We start from the raw sequence: 20,239 nt of genomic DNA, 5'->3' as shown, positions 1-20,239 counted from the left end.
TTATTATTTTACCGCCATAAGCTGATTAATCTTGCCGCGGGTATCATTGCCCACATTGCCCGAACCCGAGGTTAATCCGTAAGGAGCAAGTATCTCGCGAGCATATTTTTCCTGAAACTGCTTGACGGCGGCTTTAGTGGCTAAATCGTAGGTACCGGTTGCCAACACCGCGTAACCTTGCGATTTCAAAAAATTTTGCAAACAAGAAACTTCCGGATCGGTTATCCCGTAATAAAGGTATTTGGTGATTCCGGCGCAAGAATAAGAACCGGTTCCCGTTGTCCCCATCGCCGCCAACTGTTTTTGCAAAGCCGTAATTTCAGCTTTCAAGGCTTCAATCTGGGCATAAAGCACGGAAAGGTCGCCGCTGGCACCGATACTGCCTTCTTCCCCAAACCCGCCCGCGGGCTTGCCGATGGAAGTTTTTTCTTCCATCGCGTTGCCATCGACATTTTCCACCGTACCGCCAATCTGGCTGGCACTGCCGAAACTCTCATTGGCAATCCTGATATTGCCACCGCCGGTCAGCGTAATGGTTAAAATTTTGCCGGTGGAACTCAAAGCCAGCTTGGAAGTGAAAGTGCCGGAATCATCCACCGAACCAGCGTCGAAAACAGCGATATTTTTGATGGTCACGATGCCTGTCGAAGAGACGCTCACGCCGCCGGTCTGGGAAGAAGAAACGCCGGAAACATAATCGCCTTCATTAAGGCCGCCGCTGATTGAAGCCGGGTCGATGGCCTCGCTAAAAGCGATTCTGACAGTATCGCCAATATCAATGTAATTTTTATCGCCGCCGTTGGTAATGGCAATGGAAGAAATGGAAAGCGTGCCGGCGGAACCTCCGATCGGATCATCGATGGCCGCATCGCTTGCCATTGCGTTGCCGTTGGTATCTTTCACCGTATTTCCGAACTGAACGGTACCGCTATAATTCTCGCTGACGACTCTAATGGCATTGCCGCTCGTCAGTGTTACGGTCAAAACTTTCCCCGCGGAATCAAGCGCCAGTTTGGAAGTGAAAGTGCCGGAATCGTCCACCGTTCCCGTATCAAAAAGGGCGATGCCGTTAATATTCACTATGCCCGTCGAAGAAACGCTCACGCCGCCGATCTGGGAAGAAGAGACGCCGGAAACATAACTTCCCGATGAAAGGCCGCTGTTGATTGAAGCCGGATCGATGGCTTTGCTGAAAGTAATTTTGATGGTATCGCCGATATCGATGTATCCGGCGGCGCCGCCGTTGGCAATGGCAATTGAAACAATGTAGAGACTATCGGAACTACTACGGGCCATACAAACCCCCAAAGAACAGATTTGGTTGGTTAAACATTTGGCATCGTCATCCTGCCAAGCACTACCATCGGATTTACATACTTTGCACCCGGAAACAGTTCCCGGCAAACAAAAAACGCAACGGTTATTGTAACAACTCTGGCCACCGGTGCATGTGCCGCAATTAATTGTACTGCCGCAATTATCGCTCATATTGCCGCAAACATTGCCCTCTGACGCGCAAGTACGGCAAGTCCCCTGGCAATACATTCCCGTATTGTAAGCGGTTGAAGTGTACGCAGAAGAAAACGGCAAGGAAGATATGCAATAATGGTAACCGCCAATCTCCTGGCAACTTCCGGATTCGCACTCCCCAAAAACATCACAACCCCAGCCGCCCACCAAGGTCTTCCAAACCCCGTTGCGGCATATCTGCCGGCCCCAAAGATTTTCTCTTATTTCGCCGCTAGCCACGCATTGGCGACCAAAAACAAGGCCGTCTCCATAACCGCAAGTACCCGAAGGGCAGCAAACCGTATTATTGCATAAAGTTCCCGAAGGACATGCTTCACCGTTGGCACAACCTTGAGCCAAGCCAGAGTCAAAAGCGCAACTTCGGCAAAAACCGGCATCGCCGAAAGTTTGGCACCATCCCTCATCGCAACCGCCCCAAGCCGAATTATTGCAACCCCAGCCATTCAACCGCACTTTCCATATCCCGGAACGGCAAATCAAACTCGCCCAGGAATTTTCTCGAATTTGGCCGCTGGCAACGCATTCGCGGACAAAATTAACTCCATCGCCCCATCCGCAAGTGCCCGAAGGACAGCAAATCAAACTATTGCAATTGCCTGAAATACATTCGCCGGCGGAAGCGCAAATTTCCAAATTGGCTTTCGTGGCCGAAGCATTGACCGAAACGACATTCGTTCCAAAGAGCAACGCCGCCAAAGAAATCGCCAAAACAGAATTCAACAATGTTTTTTTATTCATTTTTTAAATTAAAATTAAAATATCCCGCGGCCGGACGGACAAATCAAACCGCGCTGTTTTTATTATAAATAAATTTTAAAATTGCCACAACCGCCGAAACGGGCGCGGCGTCTTGCTAATCCCACCAATCGTAAAGATTTTCCCGAACCGTCATCGAATGATTTCGGCCATGTTCAATCCAGTCAACGCGGACAATAACTTCCAAAAAATCGCCGCCACTATGATTCACGGTGATAATTCTTTTATAGGGAGTGTCGCCGCCCGTTGAATAATTATAGAAATTGCCGTCAAATTTGAGCGGCACGGCGTCATAATCCCGATTGAGCAATTGCATCGAATAATCCGCGCCGCAACCAGTACTGCAATTAACATTGTCCGGACTCCCGGAAGATGCCAGTCCGCTCATCCAACCGCGATCTTGGTCATAACCCGGCTCGCCATTAAGCGATTTTAAATAATTGCCGTCGCGAATGTTTCTGACGATCTCGACCCCCTCCTTTCCCAGATAAGCCGCGGTTAATTGCATTGACGCGGCTTTTGACGCGGAAAGAGTTTGATTGACCAGCCCGTAAACACCCACAATGCCCACCATAATTATGGTCAGCGCCGTCATCACCTCGATAAGCGTGAACCCGAAACATCGGTTATTTGTTTTTCTCGGACAATTATTGGACATAGATCAATCCTGCTTTATTCGCAATCACCGAACGAATCATTGAAGTATTCTTTACGCGAAAATTAATCTGCTGGGTCGGCTGGCTTTCAATCCCGTTTATCCATGTCGCCGAATTGGACGGCATATATTCGACGCTGGCCGGAGTCGCCGCGCACGCCGGTACGCACGCCGCGATTTCAATTTTGCCGTCAAGAGCGATAGTTTCCTGAACGGTATCGAAAGAAGCGTCATATTTCCCGTTGCCGGGAAGAATCGACCCGCCATTATTGCCGTCGTCAAGATAAATTATGTACGGGCCGTTTCCTTGGGATAAAGATATTCCGTAGCCGCGTTTTGCCTGGCCGCCCACCTGATGCGCCGCCAGCGACCATTCCTGAATCCGCCGCAAATCCTGCGCGAACCGATTGGCCTGCATATCCAGCGCCGTTTGGCGGCCGCCCTGGCGGTAATTGGGAATGGAGATGGCGCTGATAACCAAAATGATCGCGGTTACCGTAATCAGCTCAATTAAGGTGAACCCTCGTTTTGAGCGAATTGCCCCGGCAAATTGCTTTATGTGTAATATTTCCATCGCGCCTATTTATGAAGCTTAATGCAAAATGTAAAAATCAAAATGGAAAATGACAAAATTGAAATTCGACATTTTAATATTTTAATTTGTCGTTTTTCATTTTGATTTTTAAATTTTTAATTATGCATCCCTATCGACAAATACCAATTCAGTATCGAACCGGAAAAGAACAGCGCGACCAGCGTTCCGCCAACCAGAAACGGCCCGAAAGGAATCTCCGACGACATCTTCTTGCGCCGAACCGCGATCAATCCTAAACCTATTATAGCACCAAAAAAATTCGCAAGGAACAGCGCCAGCAAAGTCTCGGGAAAACCAAGCGCCAATCCCATCAAAAGCGCGTATTTGACATCGCCAAAGCCGATCCACTTTCCGCGCGAAAACAAAAATATCGCCAGAAAAAACAGCGCGGCGAACAGCCCCGACAACAGCGGATTGAAAATTATGTTCCAATCGAATCGGTGAAAAATAAAATCGCTTTCAAAAAATCGCGCGATCGTTAAAACCGCGGCGCCAAAAATCCCCGCGGCGATCGCGCCGTCGGGAATAAAATACCAGCGCAAATCCGCGACAAACACCACAACCAGCGAAGACAAAATCGCCCAATACGCCAACAGCTCAAGCGCGGAAATCACCGGCAGATAACCGTTAAAAATCCCGGAGGCGAACGCCCGCGCCGCGGCGACGAAAAGAATTCCGGTTGCCAACTCAACCAAAGGATATTGCCACGATATCGGTTTTTCGCAATAACGGCATTTGGCGCGCAAAAATAAAAAACTGAACAAAGGAACCAAATCAAACCACGCCAGTTTATGGCGGCAATTCGGGCAATACGACCGGCCGGCCAGCGCGCTTTCGTTATTATAGGATCGCCAGATCAAGCAATTCAAAAAACTGCCGACAATCATACCGACGGCGAATATCGAAACAAAAACATACCAAAAAATAAAATCCATAATGTTTATACAATGCTTGCTACGCTCGCTATTGACAATGTCTTGTCGAATGATAGTATATGCTTACTAAACGTGAAGCGGATATTTCGCATGTCCGCTTTTTGTTATTTACCCGCCAGAATACCTCGGGGCTTTGCCCCGGGGATGAATGGCGGGGAAACAAACTTTTCCGCAAGAATACCCTGACGACGCGCGGTAGTTTATTTCCCGTCAAACTTCAATATTCTTTCCAGCCTGGTAAAATCCCTGAAATCAGAACCGGCAAATTGCCGAATTTCGCGCGCGGTTCTCGGGCCGCGGGATAATATGGTTATTCCCTTGCCGCACGCTTTCAAATATTTCAAAACCGGTAAAAAATCGCCATCGCCGGAAAGAATGATCGCTTTATCAAAATTGTTCATTTCCTTCATCAAATCAAAAATATATTTTCCAAATGTATTTCGTCGAGCGGGGTATGAACCCCGCACGACGACCAAAGGGGGCACCCCTTTGGAATCCTCTTGGTGCACCCCGGGGCAAAGCCCCGAGGTATTGCACTCAATAAAAGGCCATATCAACATCGCAATTCGCTTTTTTAACCGTACTACTATCGTGATAATATAATTTTACGGGTTTAAGCCGCAATTCATATCCAAAAGACTCAAGCTTGGAATAGAACTTAACTCTCTGCAAATGCCGGCTTAATAATATCATATCCGCTTCATTTAACTTACTGCCGCCGGTTTTGATTTCATTTTTAAGATATTTTTTCAATTCGGCAATCGGCACGGTATCATTTTTTAAATAGTCAAAATTGAATTTATGGATTTCCGCGCCGCCAAAATAAAAAACTTTTCTTACTGAATATTTTTCCGTTAAATATTCAAAAAGATTTTCGTAATCTATTTTCCAACCCAAACTTTTCTCCCCGCCATAGAACAGATTGGAAGCGTCAATAAAAGCGTATGATGCAATTTTTTTATTTTCCATCCGTATCATTCAAATACAAATAGTGTTACTGTCTGTATTTTAATTGCGCAAACAGTAATTGCAAAGTCAACCCTCCCCGCGCGCTTTCATTATTATGCAATCGCCAGATCAAGCAATTCAAAAAACTGCCGACAATCATACCGACGGCGAATATCGAAACAAAAACATACCAAAATAAAATATCCATATTCTTTGAATTGCGAAATCATTAAATGCAAATGCTTTAGAGGGGTCTAACCCTTGCGATTACGCAAGGGATAGACCCCGAATGCAAAGCGTTTCATAATTCAAGACATCTTGGAAAAATCATTCGACGAATTTATTTTATCACAACGGCCGCGTAACGAAAAATCGGCGAAACTCGCCGATTCTCTGTGTTCGATTCCTTGGCTAGTCCGCCGTATTGCAAGTGGCCAAAGTCGGTTTTGTGGTCTTCTTGACATTGCCGCCTTGGGACGCGGTGTAATATTTCGCCTCGCCCTCCAAACGCGCGAAATAGCAAAACTTCTGCAGGTCGCCGGTGTTTGCCATCGCGCAGTAAACATTGGCAGTGGTACCGGCAGTGCAAGCACTGGCAGGAGATCCCGGATCCACCGGAACAGTCATATAAACCGTAGTGCCGTTGGCAATCGTTCCCGTAGCCACGCTATTGTCCGTCAATACCGGATAATACGCGTCCTTTTCGCCGTAATACATCTCCTGCGCCGAAAGCAATTGGCGCATATCCGACATTCTTTTGGCGTCCCGGGCTTTTTGCCGCGCGCCGCCCATCGACACCAACACCATGCCGGCCAAAATGCCGATAATGGCGATAACCACCAGCAATTCAATAAGGGTGAAACCCTCTTTGCGATTTGTCATAATTCTTTATAATTTTTTTTAAACTGACATTCTCAATCAATGGCAATAAATATTTACTATTTATTGCCGGATAGTTCGACCTTTTATTATTCTATCACTATCATTATCGTTATCAAATAGGTTTCACCCATACTGACTAATTGGCCGTATTGCAATTGGCCAATGTGGGCACGGCAATACCCACGCCGGCGGTTCTTTTAACATTGCCGCCGTGGGACGCGGTGTAATATTTCGATTCGCCTTCCAACCGAGCGTAATAGCAAAACTGCTGGCGGGTAGCAGGACTGGCGGTATTGGCAATCGCGCAATAATAGCCTTTGCTGTCGGCGGTTCCGCACGCGATTTGAGTCGCGTGTCCGCCCGGATCCGCCGGAATCCTCATGTAAACATTACCCAAATAAGAAATCGTTCCCGTAGCCATGCCGCTTGCCGCGGGATGATACATATCCGCCTCGCCGTAATACATCTCCTGCGCCGAAACCAGCTGGCGCATATCCGACATTCTTTTGGCGTCCCGGGCTTTGGCTCGCGCGCCGCCCATCGACACCAGCACCATACCGGCCAAAATGCCGATAATGGCGATAACCACCAGCAATTCAATAAGGGTGAAACCTTGCCTTGGCAAACCGTTTTTTTTATTGGCTATCAACATATGATTATTCCCGGATCGCCGGATAATTATTGGACTTGGCCAATTTGCCGATACCGTCAAGTTTAAAATTGTCCAAAAACAATTATTCAACAATCTCGCTTTAGTTTTAGATAAATTCCGAAAAAACAAAAAGGGATTTATCAAACTATCGGCGGACGAATCCGAATACAATCGCTCTCATAAATAAATTCGGCAACCGTTTCCCCGCGCCGCGCCAAAAACAAAGCGGCGGCGGCAAACGGCAAAACAAAAATATCCGCGGGCAAGAATTCAAGAATATCCGCGCCGGAAACTATCCGTCCGTCCGATCCCGACATTGAAAATTCGGAAAGCGGACTCAAGCGGGAAATTGCCGGAATTTCAATACTGCGGCTGTTTTTTAAAACATTTTGCGTGTCAACTTCTCTGGAGTAAAAAAATCCGCCCACCAGCTTGATCGCCGCCATCTGCGCGGTTATGACGACGCCAAAAAAAACCACCAAAATCGGCACGATAAAAACAGAATTCATTCCCCAATCGATATCGGCTGATAAGCGATTTTTGTTTGTTTTCATAATTGGCCGCGCCGGTTGCCGCTTCTGGCGGCCGCACCGGTTCGCGGTTCGTTTATTTTATCAAATTTACGCGGTAGATTGCAAGATAGAAATTGTTTTAGGCGGCTCCCATCGACGAATAAAGCGGTATCATCACCGACGCCACCACTCCGCCCACGACCAAACCGAGGACAATGATCATTATCGGTTCGATAAGTATCAGCATACTGTCAATCGACCGCTCCGTCTCTTTTTCATAAAACGACACCATAACCAGCAAGCTTTTATCCAGCGAACCGGTTTGCTCGCCCACGAGGATCATTTGTGAAAACATCGGCGCAAAGAGTTCGGGATAATTAAAGAGTATCGAAGAAATCGTTTGCCCCTTGCGCACCCCGTCGCAGGTTTTCATAATCACATCGCGGTAAACCGTGTTCCCGACGATCGTGCTGGTAATTTCCAGAGCCTGGGTGATCGGAATTCCGCCCGTGATCAGCGTGGAAAGATTGTCCGCGAAACGGCTCACGCAAAGCATTTTCGTGAGATTGTTGAATATTGGAATGCGCAGCGCCAGACGATCAAAAAATTCTTTGCCTTTTTTCGTCCGGGAAACCCTCATGATGACCACCACCGAAGCGATCGCCGCGAGCAATGCCAAAACTCCCCCGATACCCCGGATGAAATTCGTGGCGGCAATCACAAACTGGGTCAGCGGCGGCAATTCAACGCCGGCGCTGGTCAGCATTTCCACCATACTCGGCATCACGAAATAGGCCAAAAGGAACAGCACGGCCACCATCACCACCAGAATGACGATCGGATAAACCATGGCGCCCTTCACTTTCCCTTCCAGATAATATTGTTTTTCAAGATAATTGGCCAGATAATTGAACTGTTCCGAAAGGTTGCCCGAAACCTCGCCGGCGCGCACCATGGCGACGAAAAACGGCGAAAAAATATCCGGATATTTGGCCAAGGCGGCCGACAAGGGCGATCCCGCCTCGACGACTTGGGAAATCTTTAGAATCTTTTCCCGAAAATTCTGGTTGGCAAGCTGGGCGCCGATAACCCGCAAAGACTCGACCAGCGACACATTGGCGTGAAACATCACCGCCAGCTGGCGCGAAAAAATCGCGACATCTTTTCCCGAAACCCCCTCGAAAAAATGAAATCTTTTGGCGAGGCTCTGATCCTCTTTCTTCAGGAATGTGACGAAAAGATCGTCGCGGCGCAAAATCTCGGCCGCGGTCTGCACCGAATCAGCCTCCATCACCCCGGATTTGACTTCCCCGTTTTTCAACCTGGCTTGATATACGAACCTCATAATTTCAGATTTCGAATATCGAATATCGAATATCGAAACAAATCTGAAGTTTCAAATTTCGAAATTTTAAAACGAATTTTAAATTTCGTTTCGGACATTTGAACATTCGAATTTTAAATTTGTTTCGATATTCGACATTCGTGCTTCGAATTTTTTAGATTAACGCTTCCAACTCCTGCGGATTCAAAGAATGCGATATCGCTTTTTCCAGTGAAATGTCGCCGTTTTTCACCAGATTGGCCAGCGATTTGTTAAGCGAAATCATCCCGTCCTTCGAAGAAGTTTCGATGACCAGCGGAATTTCGTGAATTTTGTTTTCACGGATAAGATTGCCCACGGCAAAATTATTGAAAAGCACTTCACAGGCGGGCACCATGCCTCCTTTGTTCGATAAAATCAGCCGCTGGGATACAATTCCCAAAAGCGAAGAGGAAAGCTGGGCGCGGATTTGCGCCTGCTGTTCGGCCGGGAACGAATCAACGATGCGGTGGATGCTTTGCGAAGCCGAATTCGTGTGCAATGTCGCGAACACCAAATGGCCGGTTTCCGCGGCGGTCAGCGCCGTGGAAATCGTTTCCACATCGCGCATTTCACCGATCATGATCACATCCGGATCCTGGCGGAAAACCGACCGCAACGCCATTGAAAACGAATAGGTGTCGGAATTCAACTCTCTTTGCTCGATCACGGAAGCATCCGGGGTAAACAAGTATTCGATCGGATCCTCGATGGTAATTATATGATCGCAGCGCGAATGATTGATCGCGTCGATAAACGCCGCCAATGTGGTAGACTTGCCGTGCGACGCCGGGCCGGTGATCAGAACGAAACCCTGTTCCGCTTCAACGAATTTCTGCAAAACCGGCGGCAGATTAAGTTCTTTCAATGTGCGTATTTTGGTCGGAATCAACCGCAAAGCGCACGATATGCATCCCTTCTGGAAAAAGATATTGGTGCGGAAACGCTCTTTGCCCTGAAACGCGTAGGAAAAATCGATTTCTTTGAACTTCAAAAATTGGTTCTGCTGTTCGGGAGTCATCATGGCAAACGCCAGCCCCTGGCTGTCGCGCGGCGAAAGATTGGGCTCTTTTGGAATCGCCCACAACTCGCCGTTGACGCGGATGATGGGAGGATATCCGGCCGACATATGAAGATCGGACGCTTCTTTTTGCACCGTAACCGCGAGAAATTTTTCAAGTAATTGGGAATAATCCATAATCGCGAATTTAAAATGTAAATATCAAAAATCAAAATTCGGGGAAAAAATATATCGTTAAAATTTCGTTCGGCAAAATTTCAACTCCGAGAATCTAACATTATCGGTTCGGTAAAACCGTCCGCCGAACCAATTCTTCAATTTCATTTTATATTTAATGTTTTGTTTATTTCTTCCGCGATTTCGCTGGGAGTGAAATGCGCCTTGATCATAAAACCGTCGGCTCCAAGCTCCAATCCTTTCTTAATCTCCTCTTTTTGCCCGAGGTTGGATAAAATAATAATTTTCAAACGATTAAGATCGGAATCCGGGTTTTTCTGCCGCATTTCCCTGACGCGCGCCATCACTTCCCATCCGTCCAGTTGCGGCAATACGATATCAAGCAGCATCAAATCGTAATTCTTGGAATTCAGTTTTTGCAAACACTCCTCTCCGGTCATCGCCGAATCGACATCGAATCCGCCTTGTTTCAATTTGGTATTGTAAATATCGGACAAAAACGGATCGTCTTCAACGACAAGAATTCTTTTTCCTTCGTTATTTTTTTCGTTATTTTTTATCGGCATATTTTTTATTTGCGGCCATCCAATTAATATAAGTATAGCGCATTCGGCGAAACAATGGAAAGAAAAATCGAAATTACGATTTGGGTTCGATCACCACCGGCACCGCGTCTTCTTCGGTCGCTTTCAAAACTTCTTCAATCGTGGTCACTCCTCTTAAAGCCTTTAAAATTCCGTCCTGGCGCATCGTTGTCATCCCCTGGCGTTTTCCTTCCGCGCTAAGCGCGGTTCCGGAAAGGTCTTTTAATATTATTTCGCCCAATTCCGGAGTCATTTCCAGCGTTTCAAAAATACCAACCCGGCCCGAAAATCCCTGTCGATTGCATTTGGGACAGCCAACCGGCTCCCAAATATAGATCGGATCCCCCAATTCGACATCAACCCGCGACGCGGCCGGAATATCCTTGAACTCATCAATAATTTTTTCCTTTAAAAACCCTTTTGCTTCGACTTTTTTCTTGCAATCCGGACAAAGCCGCCGCACCAAACGCTGAGCCAGCGCCAGGGTAAGGGTCGAAGGAATTAAATATGATTGCACTTTCAAATCAACGAGGCGCGGCACCACGCCCAAAGAATCATTGGTATGGAGCGTTGACAGCACCAAATGGCCGGTCAATGCCGAATGAATCGTTAAAAGCGCGGTTTCTTCGTCGCGGATTTCACCAACCATAATCACATCCGGATCCTGGCGCAAAATACTGCGCAAACCGGAAGCGAAATCAAAACCGATCTCCGGCCGGACTTGCGATTGGTTCACGCCGTCGCAAAAATATTCCACCGGATCCTCCAAACTGATGATATTGATCTTGTCGCTGTTGACTTCCTGCAAAACCGCGTAAAGAGTCGTGCTCTTGCCCGATCCGGTGGGGCCGGTAACCAAAATCAAGCCGAACGGTTCATCAATCGCCTTTCTGACCAGTTCAAGATTCCTCCCGTCAAGCCCCAAATCTTCGAATGTTTTGTATCCGGCATCCGGATCAAGGATTCTCATTACCACTTTTTCCCCCAAAGCCGTCGGCAGCGTGGACACGCGAAAATCAATATTTTTGGAATCAATCTTCATTGAAAAACGGCCGTCCTGCGGCACGCGATTCTCGTCAATTTTCATATTCGACATTATTTTGATGCGCGCCAACACCGCGTTGGCAATGTTCAACGGTAAAAATATCGAAGAATAAAGCTCGCCCATCACCCGAAAACGCACCCGCAATTTGGTGCGGCTGGGCTCGATATGAATATCCGACGCCGCTCCGTCAAGCGCGTTGCGCAAAACAACATTCACGATTTTGGCGATCGGCGCGTCCTCAACATTCGACATCGTTTCAAACTGCGGACGGCGCGAAGTATCCGTTTCGGTCTCTTCCTCTTCCCTGAACTCTTCCAGCGCCTTGCCGACTTCTTTTTTTAAATCGCGGTATTTTCCCAAAAGGGCATTGAATATTTTTGGCGTTATCAAAACCACCTGGTAGGCAAAATCATTTTTCCGCGCCAGAAATTTGAGCGCTTCCTGCGCCTTCAAATCTTCGGGATAAACCATACCGACGGTAACCTCGGATTTTTTTTCGCCCAAAGGTATCATCCGGTAGAATTTGGCGGTTTCCTCGGGAATGGTTTGCAACACTTCCAAAGAAAGATCCTCGGGCGGACTGGAAACAAAAGGCATGCCCAAAACCTGGCTTTTCAATTCGAACAGCTTTCCTTCTTCAATCAACCCGCTCGACAATAACAATTCTTCTTCGGTTTTGGCGGGATTATTTCTTAAATCCGTTTCAATCGCGACCGCTTGCTCCTGGGTGATTGCTTTACTGATAATAAGTTGTTTGGTTAAAAATGACATTTTCCAACTCAAAAATTAAACTGAATCTGCGGTTTCTTTGCCGCGAATCCGTTATGGCGCGATATTTTCGGACGGTTGATTTTCAAGAACGAATGTGCTTGTCGCCGATTGAGCCTTATTCTTTACGAAAGGATTGTCCCTGACGGCCGGCGCGGCGGCCGGCGGTATTTCGGGAAACAGCTCCAGCGCGGCAAGCCGCGGATCGTCCAATATCTCGGTTCTGATTTGAATCGCGCTCTCCGCCGGAATCAAATTAACAACCGGCGGTTCCTGAATTGATTTCCACGCGAAAATTCCCGCCACGATTAAAAATACCGCGATTACCGCGACGATTGCGATATTTCTGACATTATTGTTTTTTTCTTCAAAAGTAATTGCCATATTAAGTAATGGTTATTGATTGAAAAGATTAAAGAAAATACGAACCTTTAGGGCTGCTCGCAATAATTAGCCTTCATTTCCACCGTATATTCAAGAACCTCGCCGGTTTCTCCGGTCTTATCGGCCTTGAACCGCGGCTCTTCCGAAGATGATTCCTTTTCTGTGCTCACGCCAACCGAATTCACCTTGATCATGCGGCTGGAATTTTCAATCCGGGACAGAAAATCCTTAAAATTGGCATAGCTTCCCGAAAGTGTCACCGAAATGCCGTAATCGCGCAAAAGATAAGCGGACGGCGCGGCTTCTTCGTCCACAAATTCTTCGGCCGACAGCGTCATGGCGTCCGAAATTTTGTTCTGCCCGGAATAATCGATACTTTTCAATATCAACCCCGACTGCATCGCGGTCGCCTGCGCGAAATTCATGAACGCCGGCACATCGGGATTGGCCGGCAAGGCCGTCTCCATTTTTTTCAAACCGTCCGAATGCCGGTCCAAATCATCCGACATTTTCTCCAGACTGGCAAAATAATTTTGGCGGGTTTGGATTTCGACATTTTTCTCCTCCAATCTCTGCTTGACGCTTTGCAATTCACCGAATTTGGGCAAAACCATAAAATACCCCAAGGCCAAAGCGATAACGGTAACCACGAACGCTTCCAAATAATTTCTTGACATATGAAATATATTATATTTTTAAGTTTATTCTTTTTATACCCCGTCAACTTGCCGCGGGGGACAAAAAGAATGAGGATTCCAAAGGAAACATCCTTTGGTTGATGGCGGGGTTAATACCCCGGCATCAATGTATTTTTTTATTGCCGCCGCGCGGCAAAATCAACTTTTTGGAAGGAAAATTCAAGCCGGTCACTTTGAAGCGACCATGCCTGAAGCGACTTCAAAACTGACATCAAAGTCAATACCTCCCTCTTTATTGATATCGACTTTTCCGAGATTCACTTTTTTAATATTGTTTTTGGAATTTTCGAATAACATTATTTGCTGCCCCAGCGCCTGAAAATTATCCGCGTGGCCCGAAAGACCGGCGGTCATCTTATCCAAATCAAGCTCGCAATCGGAAAAATATACTTCCGGCAGAACCGCGCTTTCGAGTTTGCCAAAAAATCCGGTGCTGATTTTCCGATTGGCCAAAATATTGGAAAAATCATCCAACTTCTGCCGGAAAAGCAACATCTTGTCTTCCAAATTCTTTTGTCCCTCGGTTTTTATTTTGGCGGCTTGAACACTGGCTTCGGCAAACTCTCCTTCTTTTTGGGTAATCAGATGGCCCAAGTAAAAAAATCCGCCGACAACCGCCGCGAACAACAGCAGCGAAATATAAAATGCCGCGTTTTCCAAAGAAAATCCTGATTTTTTTTTAGTTGATATATCCATATTTTTAAAAATAATTTTCTTGAATCACGAAACGCTTTGTATTCGAGGCCTATCCCTCGCGCTTGTCCCGAGGCTTTCGCGAGGGATAATCGCAAGGGTTAAACCCCTTCAACAATATTTGAATTTAATGATTTCGTAATTCAAAGTAATTTATAAAAATTAATTGCGATGAATCGCCGGACCGCCAAAAATCGGGCGCGACTGCCAAATTATTTTTTGCGCCGTTTGGAAAATTCCAATCCTCGTTGGGCCATCCCGGCCGCAACCGCGTAAACCGGACCGATACTCTTCAAATTTTTTTCAATCGCGGCCGAATGATCAATGTTTTTGAACGGATCGGCGATCTCGACCTCTTTCTTAAAATAATCGGCAAAAATATCTTTTATCTCCATATTCGCGCCGATACCTCCCGAAAGTATTATTTTAACGACTTCGGAATTGGAAAATCTCCGATAACTGCCAAACATTGTTTCGATTTCCCGAAAAATCGGCAACAGCGCGTCGCGAAAGTCGGCCTTGACCCTTTCCCTGATTCCCGGTTCAATCATGGAAATCATTTTCAACCCGTAATTTTCTTTGATTCTTATCGCAACTTCATGGTTTACCGGCAAGCGCCGCACAAGCTCATCGGTCAAATAACCGCTTCCCCGGTCAAAACTGTGGGAATATCTCAATATTTGCTTTTCAACCAAGCTGCAAACCGTGCTTTGAGAGCCGATATCAATGAGGCAAACGCAACGCTCTTCTTTTTTGGGGACCAAAGCTTGGGCCAAACCAAACATCTCCGCTTCCATCAACACCACTTCCAATTTTGCCTTCGCGGCAATTTCGCGGTATTGGGCGATAATCTCATTGGGTATGGCCGCCACGGTAACTTCCAGTTTTTCGGACGATCCCGGTACGCCTCCGACCAGTTGCCAATCGATATTCACGCTCTCCACCGGCAAGGGAATGTGCTGGCGCGCTTCATACATCACCGCCTCGGGAAGTTCTTTTTTGGTCATCGGCGGCAAACAAAAAGCGGTGAAAAAAGTTGAAAAATCCGGAATGGAAAAAGCGCATTGCCGCGTGTGAATCTTGGCGGCGGCCGATACGGCCTGAATCATTTCCGCGATTTCGCCGGTGGAAAAAACCGACACCGCCCTCTTTGACAGTTTGGGGATGTCGCTCTCGATCTGATCAATATCTATCTGGCCGTAATTGGATAAACCAAACACCTGGCCGGATTTCTCAAGTTCCACCAACCTGATCGACGAAGTGCCGATATCGATGCCTAAAAATTTTTTCGCGAAAAGTTTTGGCAACACGGGAAAAAATTTAAAAATTAAATATCTGCGCCCCGCGCGCATCCCGCAATGGCGGGAAAAATGAAAAATCAGATTAAAAAATTTTATATCTTAAAATGCGATGCGCATTTTGATTTTCCATTTTGAATTACATATTATAATTATATCATACAACCAAATGCAAAACAAAAGAAACAGTCTGTGGAAAAGCATCGGCGGACAAGCCAAAGAAATATTTTTTCCGACGCGCTGTTTTATCTGCAAAAGATACGGCGATCTTCTTTGCGCCGATTGCCAAACGCTGTTTGATATTTCCCGCGTGCATCGGCCCGACCGGAATCATAAATATCTGGCCGATATTTTCGCGGCCTGCGGCTATGAAAACAAGTATGTCCAAAAAATGATCCGCGGATTGAAATACGAGCCCTTCCGCAAAGAATTGGCATGCCCGCTGGCCGAACTGATCGCCGGCCATTTCAAACTCGCCGAACAAAATTTTAATCTTCGCGAATTTGTTATCGTGCCCGTGCCGCTGGCCGAAAAAAGATTGCGCTGGCGCGGATTCAACCAAGCCGATATTATCGCCCGCGAACTTGGCCGCCTTTTGGATGCTCCGGTCGCGGGAAATTGTCTGGCGCGGGTTTTGGAAACAAAAAATCAAGCCGATCTGGGACAAGCCGAACGCCTGACAAATATAAAAGAAGCGTTTGCTTGCGCGAACAACGCTCCTTTCAAAAATAAACCGGTGCTCATCGTCGACGATGTGATTACGACCGGAGCGACCATCAACGAATGCGCCCGCGTCCTATCACGCGCGGGCGCGGCGAAAGTCATCGGCGTTGCCATCGCGCGCACCAATTCGTAGGGGCGAAACCATGTTTTCGCCCGCGTTGAAATGCCAATCCGGGCGATTACACGGAACGCCCCTGCAAAATCCACACTCCGACTTTAATATTTCTTTCTTCGCTTCCGCGCCGCGGTTGTAACCGCCGGTTTTGCCGTCGGATCGGACAACCCGGTGGCAGGGAATCGCCGGATCATAATTGGCACGCAAAATATTTCCCACCGCCCGGCAGGCCAAAGGACTTCCCGCCATTTCGGCCACCTGTTTATAGCTCAATGTCCCACCCCGGGGAATTTTTTTAACCGCGGCAAAAACTTTTTGTTTAAATGTCATAACCATAAATCAAAATATTTGATAATTACGATGTAATTTTTGCTATCGCAAAAATTACATCGGTTCAATTTTTAACGGCCATGCAATATCACCTTTCCGCCGATAATCTTAACGCCATTCTTTTCCGCCAGCGGATAGATTGCTCTTTCCAAATTTTTGCGATAATCGTCAGTTTGCGCTTTTTTAAAATACGGAATCAAATCCGGAGTTTTCGCCAAATGATTAAAAAGTCGATCTCTGATTTTGGACGATAAATTGATATGTTCAATATACGCCCTATCTACGCCGGCATTCTTCAAACCGCTGAAAATCTCCTCAAGCTTATCGATTCTTGCGGTGAAATAAGGCAAAAGCGGCCCGACAAACGCATAGGTTGGAATTCCGGAGTCATGCAATGTTTTCAAAGCATCTATCCGCAAGGACACCGGCGGCGCGTTGCCTTCCAAAAATCGCGCCACATTATCGTCAAGCGAAGTTACCGTCAGACCAACCTCTACATTCTTGAAGCTGTTAAAAATATCAATATCTCGGCAAACTAACGGCGATTTGGTTAAAATTGAAATTTTACCCTCATAGCCGAATTCTGCCAAAACTTTCAAGCAATTCCGAGTAATTTTATGCTTATTTTCTGCGCCTTGGTAAGGGTCGGTCACCGACGAAAAAAATATGGAACCAAAATCTTTGCTTTGAAATTTTTTATTTGATTTTTCCAGTTCATTTTTCAAAATATCCGGCGCATTGGTTTTTATATCAACAAATTCGCCCCAAGTTTCATCCGGATGTTTCCAGCGGCCGATGAACGCCGCATAACAATACTTGCAACCGAAAGCGCAACCGATATACGGATTAACCACCCAATCCGCATCTGGTAACCGAGATTTTGTCAGCGCCGATTTAACCCAAATCTCATTTGTTTTCATAGCTTGAACATAACTTTATTTCGTATTAAATCTTTTTTATAACCTGATTCATCCTCAACCATTCCAATGTAAATCTTGCGATCGCAAAAATTACATCTGAATGGTTTTTTAAATTTTTGACTTCAAAAAGCTAAAAATGATTGGAAAATATCAGACCTTGAAAAAATCGCGGATCGGTTTATCATTTTCTATGCTATCGGCGATGATAATTTTCATCTCTTTGTCCGTCAAACCGAAGAAATCCCTTAAAAGCCCGATTTGCTTTCCAAAGCTGTACGGGTAAACCCAAACGCTTTTTTGTAATTGGTACAATTCCAATTCTTTTAATTTCCCCCGCAATGCCTCTCTTTTTATTTTTTGCTTGTCCTCTATGTCAAAAATCAATATGTGCCATTTGCCGTTCCATTTCTTTGATTTCTCAATTTTAAGATCGTCAACCTTATATCTTCCGGCACGCCTTTTACCCTCCTCGGTCAGCGAAAAATACATCTGCTGGCCTTTATATTCAATATGAATCAGTCCCTTCTTTCGCAAATATGCAAACGCGCTGTAAAAATTTTTCGGATTATTTTTCTTAAATTTATTTTTATATTTATAATCCCGGATTGCCGCGCGCAAAAGCGACGGACCGAACCTCGGATTTGTCGCCGCCACGGCGATCAGCCCCATCGTAAGCAAATATCTCAAAATAGTTTTTACGGTATTTCTTTTAACCCCAGCCATAACAATATTCTAACATTCCGATGTAAATCTTGCGATCGCAAAAATTACATCGATATTAAAATCTTCGGGATATATGGATTAAAAAATTGATGCTATCGACCCTCTCTGATTAAGTTGAATAGCCGAACCCTTAAATTTAGCTTTATTCCAGGGTTGAGTGATATTCAAGTTAATATGGGTCTGTCGCCGAATTGGCTTCAGAACGAAATTTTCAGTTTTCGAGCGAAAAGAATGAAGAATGAGGAGGCATATTTAAGCTAAATCCGGCGACGAATGATGAATTCTTTGCCGCCGAAAAATGGAAATTGCGGTTGAAGCCAATTCGGCAACAAACCCAATATGAGAACATCGATATTTTTAAATCATTGTTACTGAAATTTTCGGATTTTGCGGCGCTTTTTTGGAGTATTGCAATAAATATTTTTTCCCCAACGGCTCAATTTCTTCTTGCCCCGCCTCTGCGCCGAAATTGCGCGCCAGCACAACCGGGCCGGGAAAGTTTTGCGGCTCGAATATGGTATCGCCGGGCTTGGCCAGGCCTTTCAGCGCGGCGCAATCCGCTTGGTTACGCGCGACCGCGAACAAAACATCGCCTTCCCAGACGGGACGGCAGTTTTGCAAAACTTTCGCGTCCGAACCGTCAAAATCGGGTTTTATCGAAATAAGTTTTCTCAATCTTTGGCCGTAATCGGTTTCGGTCAGAATACAACCGCCCCCGGGCTGGGGAATATCAATGATGCCGAATTGCTTGGCCATCTCCATTTGCGGCCGGCGCGACCGGCCGGAAATATCACACAATCGGCCGCGATCGACAAGGCCGTTTGTTTCCGACACGGTTTCCGGCAAGAGTTTGGCCGACAACGGCCGCAATAAAATTCCGGACAAGCCCGATTCCCGCTCCACGGTATCCAGCGATTGCTTGTTCTGCGACATCGGCCGCTCGCCCAGCACTTCGCCCGTGGCCACAAAATCAAACCCTTCTTTGTCCATTATCGCCTTGGCGGTTTTTAACATCAGCAAATGGCAATCAATGCACGGATTGATCGCGCCGCCGTATCCGTGCGCCGGATTTCTCACGATTTCCAAGTGCGGCCGGGAAATATCCTCAACGCGCAGTTTCATTCCGATTGCCGCCGCGGAATCGCGCGCCGCGGCGCAAGAAAAAAAACAACTCTCAAAACAAATCGGAACCGCGGCAATCCCTTGCGCTTCCAAAATCTTGGCCGCCAGCATTGAATCCAATCCGCCGGAAAACAGCGCCAGCGCTTTTGTCTTTCTCATAATTTTTTTAATTTTTCCAAAAAATCATTCGCGCTTTTTAAAACCGTTTTGGCATTGCCAAACGACAACGCCGCGCACGCTTCATCATAAGGCCGCCAAGCGAAATCATTGTGCTCATCAGACAAAACAATGTCTTTTGAAAATGTTTGCGCCAAACGGAAATTAACGATCTTGAAAATCTTTTGATCTTTAAAGGTGAAAAAATATTCCATTTTTTGCGAAAAACCCGGGACAAATTCCAAGTCGCGCAATCCTGTTTCTTCCTCGGCTTCGCGTATTATCGTTTCCAATTCGCTTTCCCCCGCTTCCACATGGCCTTTCACGAAATCCCAATAATCCCGGCCCGAACGGTGGCAAACCGCCGGATAACGCAAAAGCAGGAATCTATTGATCCCGTTATCATCGCGAAAAATTATCGCTCCGGCGGATTTTTCAAATTTCATATTTCTTTTGAATTACGAAACCATTAAATTCAAATGCATTGAAGGGGTCTAACCCTCGCGATTATCCCTCGCGAAAGCCTCGGGACAAGCGCGAGGGATAGACCCCAAAATGCAAAGCGTCTCGCGGTTCAAGACAATTTCGCAAATTTAAAATCATAACGCGCTCCTGCCGTTTAATTTACTCTTTTTCGGTTTCTTTTCAAGATTT

General features: G+C 46.3%; 24 protein-coding genes. 1 reads left to right on the top strand and 23 read right to left on the bottom strand.

The genetic code is table 11. The features are described 5' to 3' along the window. Window positions 1-3: 3 nt before the first annotated feature. From L7H18_01105 to pilM, 18 genes are all read right to left on the bottom strand, one after another. On the bottom strand, window positions 4-2,268 hold the full coding sequence (locus tag L7H18_01105) for a peptidoglycan-binding protein (protein ID UMX48126.1): 2,265 nt from the start codon (window positions 2,266-2,268) through the stop codon (window positions 4-6). A gap of 115 nt (window positions 2,269-2,383) precedes the next feature. Beyond that, complete coding sequence (locus tag L7H18_01100) at window positions 2,384-2,944, bottom strand: prepilin-type N-terminal cleavage/methylation domain-containing protein (protein ID UMX48125.1); 561 nt, start codon at window positions 2,942-2,944, stop codon at window positions 2,384-2,386. Further along, a complete protein-coding gene (locus L7H18_01095; protein UMX48124.1) occupies window positions 2,934-3,515 on the bottom strand; it encodes a prepilin-type N-terminal cleavage/methylation domain-containing protein in 582 nt (193 codons plus the stop codon). Before L7H18_01095 ends, L7H18_01100 begins: the two co-directional genes overlap by 11 nt. Window positions 3,516-3,631: 116 nt before the next feature. Beyond that, complete coding sequence (locus L7H18_01090; GenBank protein UMX48123.1) at window positions 3,632-4,471, bottom strand: prepilin peptidase; 840 nt, start codon at window positions 4,469-4,471, stop codon at window positions 3,632-3,634. 200 nt (window positions 4,472-4,671) lie between these two features. Continuing rightward, window positions 4,672-4,872, bottom strand: coding sequence for an NYN domain-containing protein (locus L7H18_01085; protein UMX48122.1), 201 nt, complete (start codon window positions 4,870-4,872; stop codon window positions 4,672-4,674). Between the two features lie 136 nt (window positions 4,873-5,008). After that, the gene (locus L7H18_01080) at window positions 5,009-5,440 is read right to left on the bottom strand and encodes a hypothetical protein (protein ID UMX48121.1); all 432 of its coding nucleotides are present in this window, start codon (window positions 5,438-5,440) and stop codon (window positions 5,009-5,011) included. A 25-nt stretch (window positions 5,441-5,465) separates the two neighbouring features. Then, window positions 5,466-5,627: a hypothetical protein gene (locus tag L7H18_01075; GenBank protein ID UMX48120.1), complete on the bottom strand. Its 162-nt coding sequence runs from the start codon at window positions 5,625-5,627 to the stop codon at window positions 5,466-5,468. A gap of 203 nt (window positions 5,628-5,830) precedes the next feature. Continuing rightward, entirely contained in the window at window positions 5,831-6,301 is a 471-nt protein-coding gene (locus L7H18_01070; protein ID UMX48119.1) for a type II secretion system GspH family protein, read from the bottom strand. Between the two features lie 136 nt (window positions 6,302-6,437). Then, window positions 6,438-6,953, bottom strand: coding sequence for a type II secretion system GspH family protein (locus L7H18_01065; GenBank protein UMX48118.1), 516 nt, complete (start codon window positions 6,951-6,953; stop codon window positions 6,438-6,440). 140 nt (window positions 6,954-7,093) lie between these two features. Beyond that, window positions 7,094-7,507 (bottom strand): hypothetical protein, encoded by a 414-nt coding sequence (locus L7H18_01060; protein UMX48117.1) that lies wholly within the window; start codon window positions 7,505-7,507, stop codon window positions 7,094-7,096. A gap of 97 nt (window positions 7,508-7,604) precedes the next feature. Then, a complete protein-coding gene (locus L7H18_01055) occupies window positions 7,605-8,810 on the bottom strand; it encodes a type II secretion system F family protein (GenBank protein UMX48116.1) in 1,206 nt (401 codons plus the stop codon). A gap of 154 nt (window positions 8,811-8,964) precedes the next feature. Continuing rightward, a complete protein-coding gene (locus L7H18_01050) occupies window positions 8,965-10,026 on the bottom strand; it encodes a type IV pilus twitching motility protein PilT (protein UMX48115.1) in 1,062 nt (353 codons plus the stop codon). Between the two features lie 143 nt (window positions 10,027-10,169). After that, window positions 10,170-10,592, bottom strand: a complete 423-nt coding sequence (locus L7H18_01045; protein ID UMX48114.1) for a response regulator — start codon at window positions 10,590-10,592, stop codon at window positions 10,170-10,172. A 73-nt stretch (window positions 10,593-10,665) separates the two neighbouring features. Beyond that, window positions 10,666-12,426, bottom strand: coding sequence for a GspE/PulE family protein (locus L7H18_01040; protein ID UMX48113.1), 1,761 nt, complete (start codon window positions 12,424-12,426; stop codon window positions 10,666-10,668). Window positions 12,427-12,477: 51 nt separating this feature from the next. Continuing rightward, window positions 12,478-12,807 carry a hypothetical protein gene (locus L7H18_01035; GenBank protein ID UMX48112.1) on the bottom strand — a complete coding sequence of 110 codons (330 nt, stop codon included), beginning with the start codon at window positions 12,805-12,807 and terminating at the stop codon, window positions 12,478-12,480. 47 nt (window positions 12,808-12,854) lie between these two features. Next, on the bottom strand, window positions 12,855-13,484 hold the full coding sequence (locus L7H18_01030; GenBank protein ID UMX48111.1) for a hypothetical protein: 630 nt from the start codon (window positions 13,482-13,484) through the stop codon (window positions 12,855-12,857). 189 nt (window positions 13,485-13,673) lie between these two features. Continuing rightward, entirely contained in the window at window positions 13,674-14,201 is a 528-nt protein-coding gene (locus L7H18_01025; GenBank protein UMX48110.1) for a hypothetical protein, read from the bottom strand. Between the two features lie 209 nt (window positions 14,202-14,410). Next, window positions 14,411-15,508: a type IV pilus assembly protein PilM gene (gene pilM, locus L7H18_01020; GenBank protein ID UMX48109.1), complete on the bottom strand. Its 1,098-nt coding sequence runs from the start codon at window positions 15,506-15,508 to the stop codon at window positions 14,411-14,413. Between the two features lie 157 nt (window positions 15,509-15,665). On the opposite strand from pilM, the gene L7H18_01015 reads away from it, so the two are divergent. Further along, window positions 15,666-16,352 carry a ComF family protein gene (locus L7H18_01015; protein ID UMX48108.1) on the top strand — a complete coding sequence of 229 codons (687 nt, stop codon included), beginning with the start codon at window positions 15,666-15,668 and terminating at the stop codon, window positions 16,350-16,352. Here L7H18_01015 and L7H18_01010 read toward each other — a convergent pair. The 5 genes from L7H18_01010 to L7H18_00990 all read right to left on the bottom strand — a co-directional run bounded on the left by L7H18_01010 (window position 16,296) and on the right by L7H18_00990 (window position 20,031). Beyond that, on the bottom strand, window positions 16,296-16,670 hold the full coding sequence (locus L7H18_01010) for an MGMT family protein (GenBank protein ID UMX48107.1): 375 nt from the start codon (window positions 16,668-16,670) through the stop codon (window positions 16,296-16,298). The two genes, L7H18_01015 and L7H18_01010, sit on opposite strands and share 57 nt — an antisense overlap. A gap of 65 nt (window positions 16,671-16,735) precedes the next feature. Then, complete coding sequence (locus L7H18_01005) at window positions 16,736-17,584, bottom strand: radical SAM protein (GenBank protein ID UMX48106.1); 849 nt, start codon at window positions 17,582-17,584, stop codon at window positions 16,736-16,738. A 150-nt stretch (window positions 17,585-17,734) separates the two neighbouring features. Then, entirely contained in the window at window positions 17,735-18,307 is a 573-nt protein-coding gene (locus L7H18_01000; GenBank protein ID UMX48105.1) for a hypothetical protein, read from the bottom strand. A 357-nt stretch (window positions 18,308-18,664) separates the two neighbouring features. Beyond that, window positions 18,665-19,588: a tRNA 4-thiouridine(8) synthase ThiI gene (locus tag L7H18_00995; protein ID UMX48104.1), complete on the bottom strand. Its 924-nt coding sequence runs from the start codon at window positions 19,586-19,588 to the stop codon at window positions 18,665-18,667. Beyond that, complete coding sequence (locus L7H18_00990) at window positions 19,585-20,031, bottom strand: NUDIX domain-containing protein (GenBank protein UMX48103.1); 447 nt, start codon at window positions 20,029-20,031, stop codon at window positions 19,585-19,587. The genes L7H18_00995 and L7H18_00990 overlap by 4 nt, the downstream gene beginning before the upstream one ends. Between the last annotated feature and the right edge of the window lie 208 nt (window positions 20,032-20,239).

This window comes from Candidatus Nealsonbacteria bacterium DGGOD1a, from assembly GCA_022530585.1.
Taxonomy (GTDB): Bacteria; Patescibacteriota; Minisyncoccia; order Minisyncoccales; family UBA5738; genus UBA5738.
Note: the sequence above shows the minus strand (reverse complement) of the source record. Positions and strands in the feature narration are given on the sequence as shown.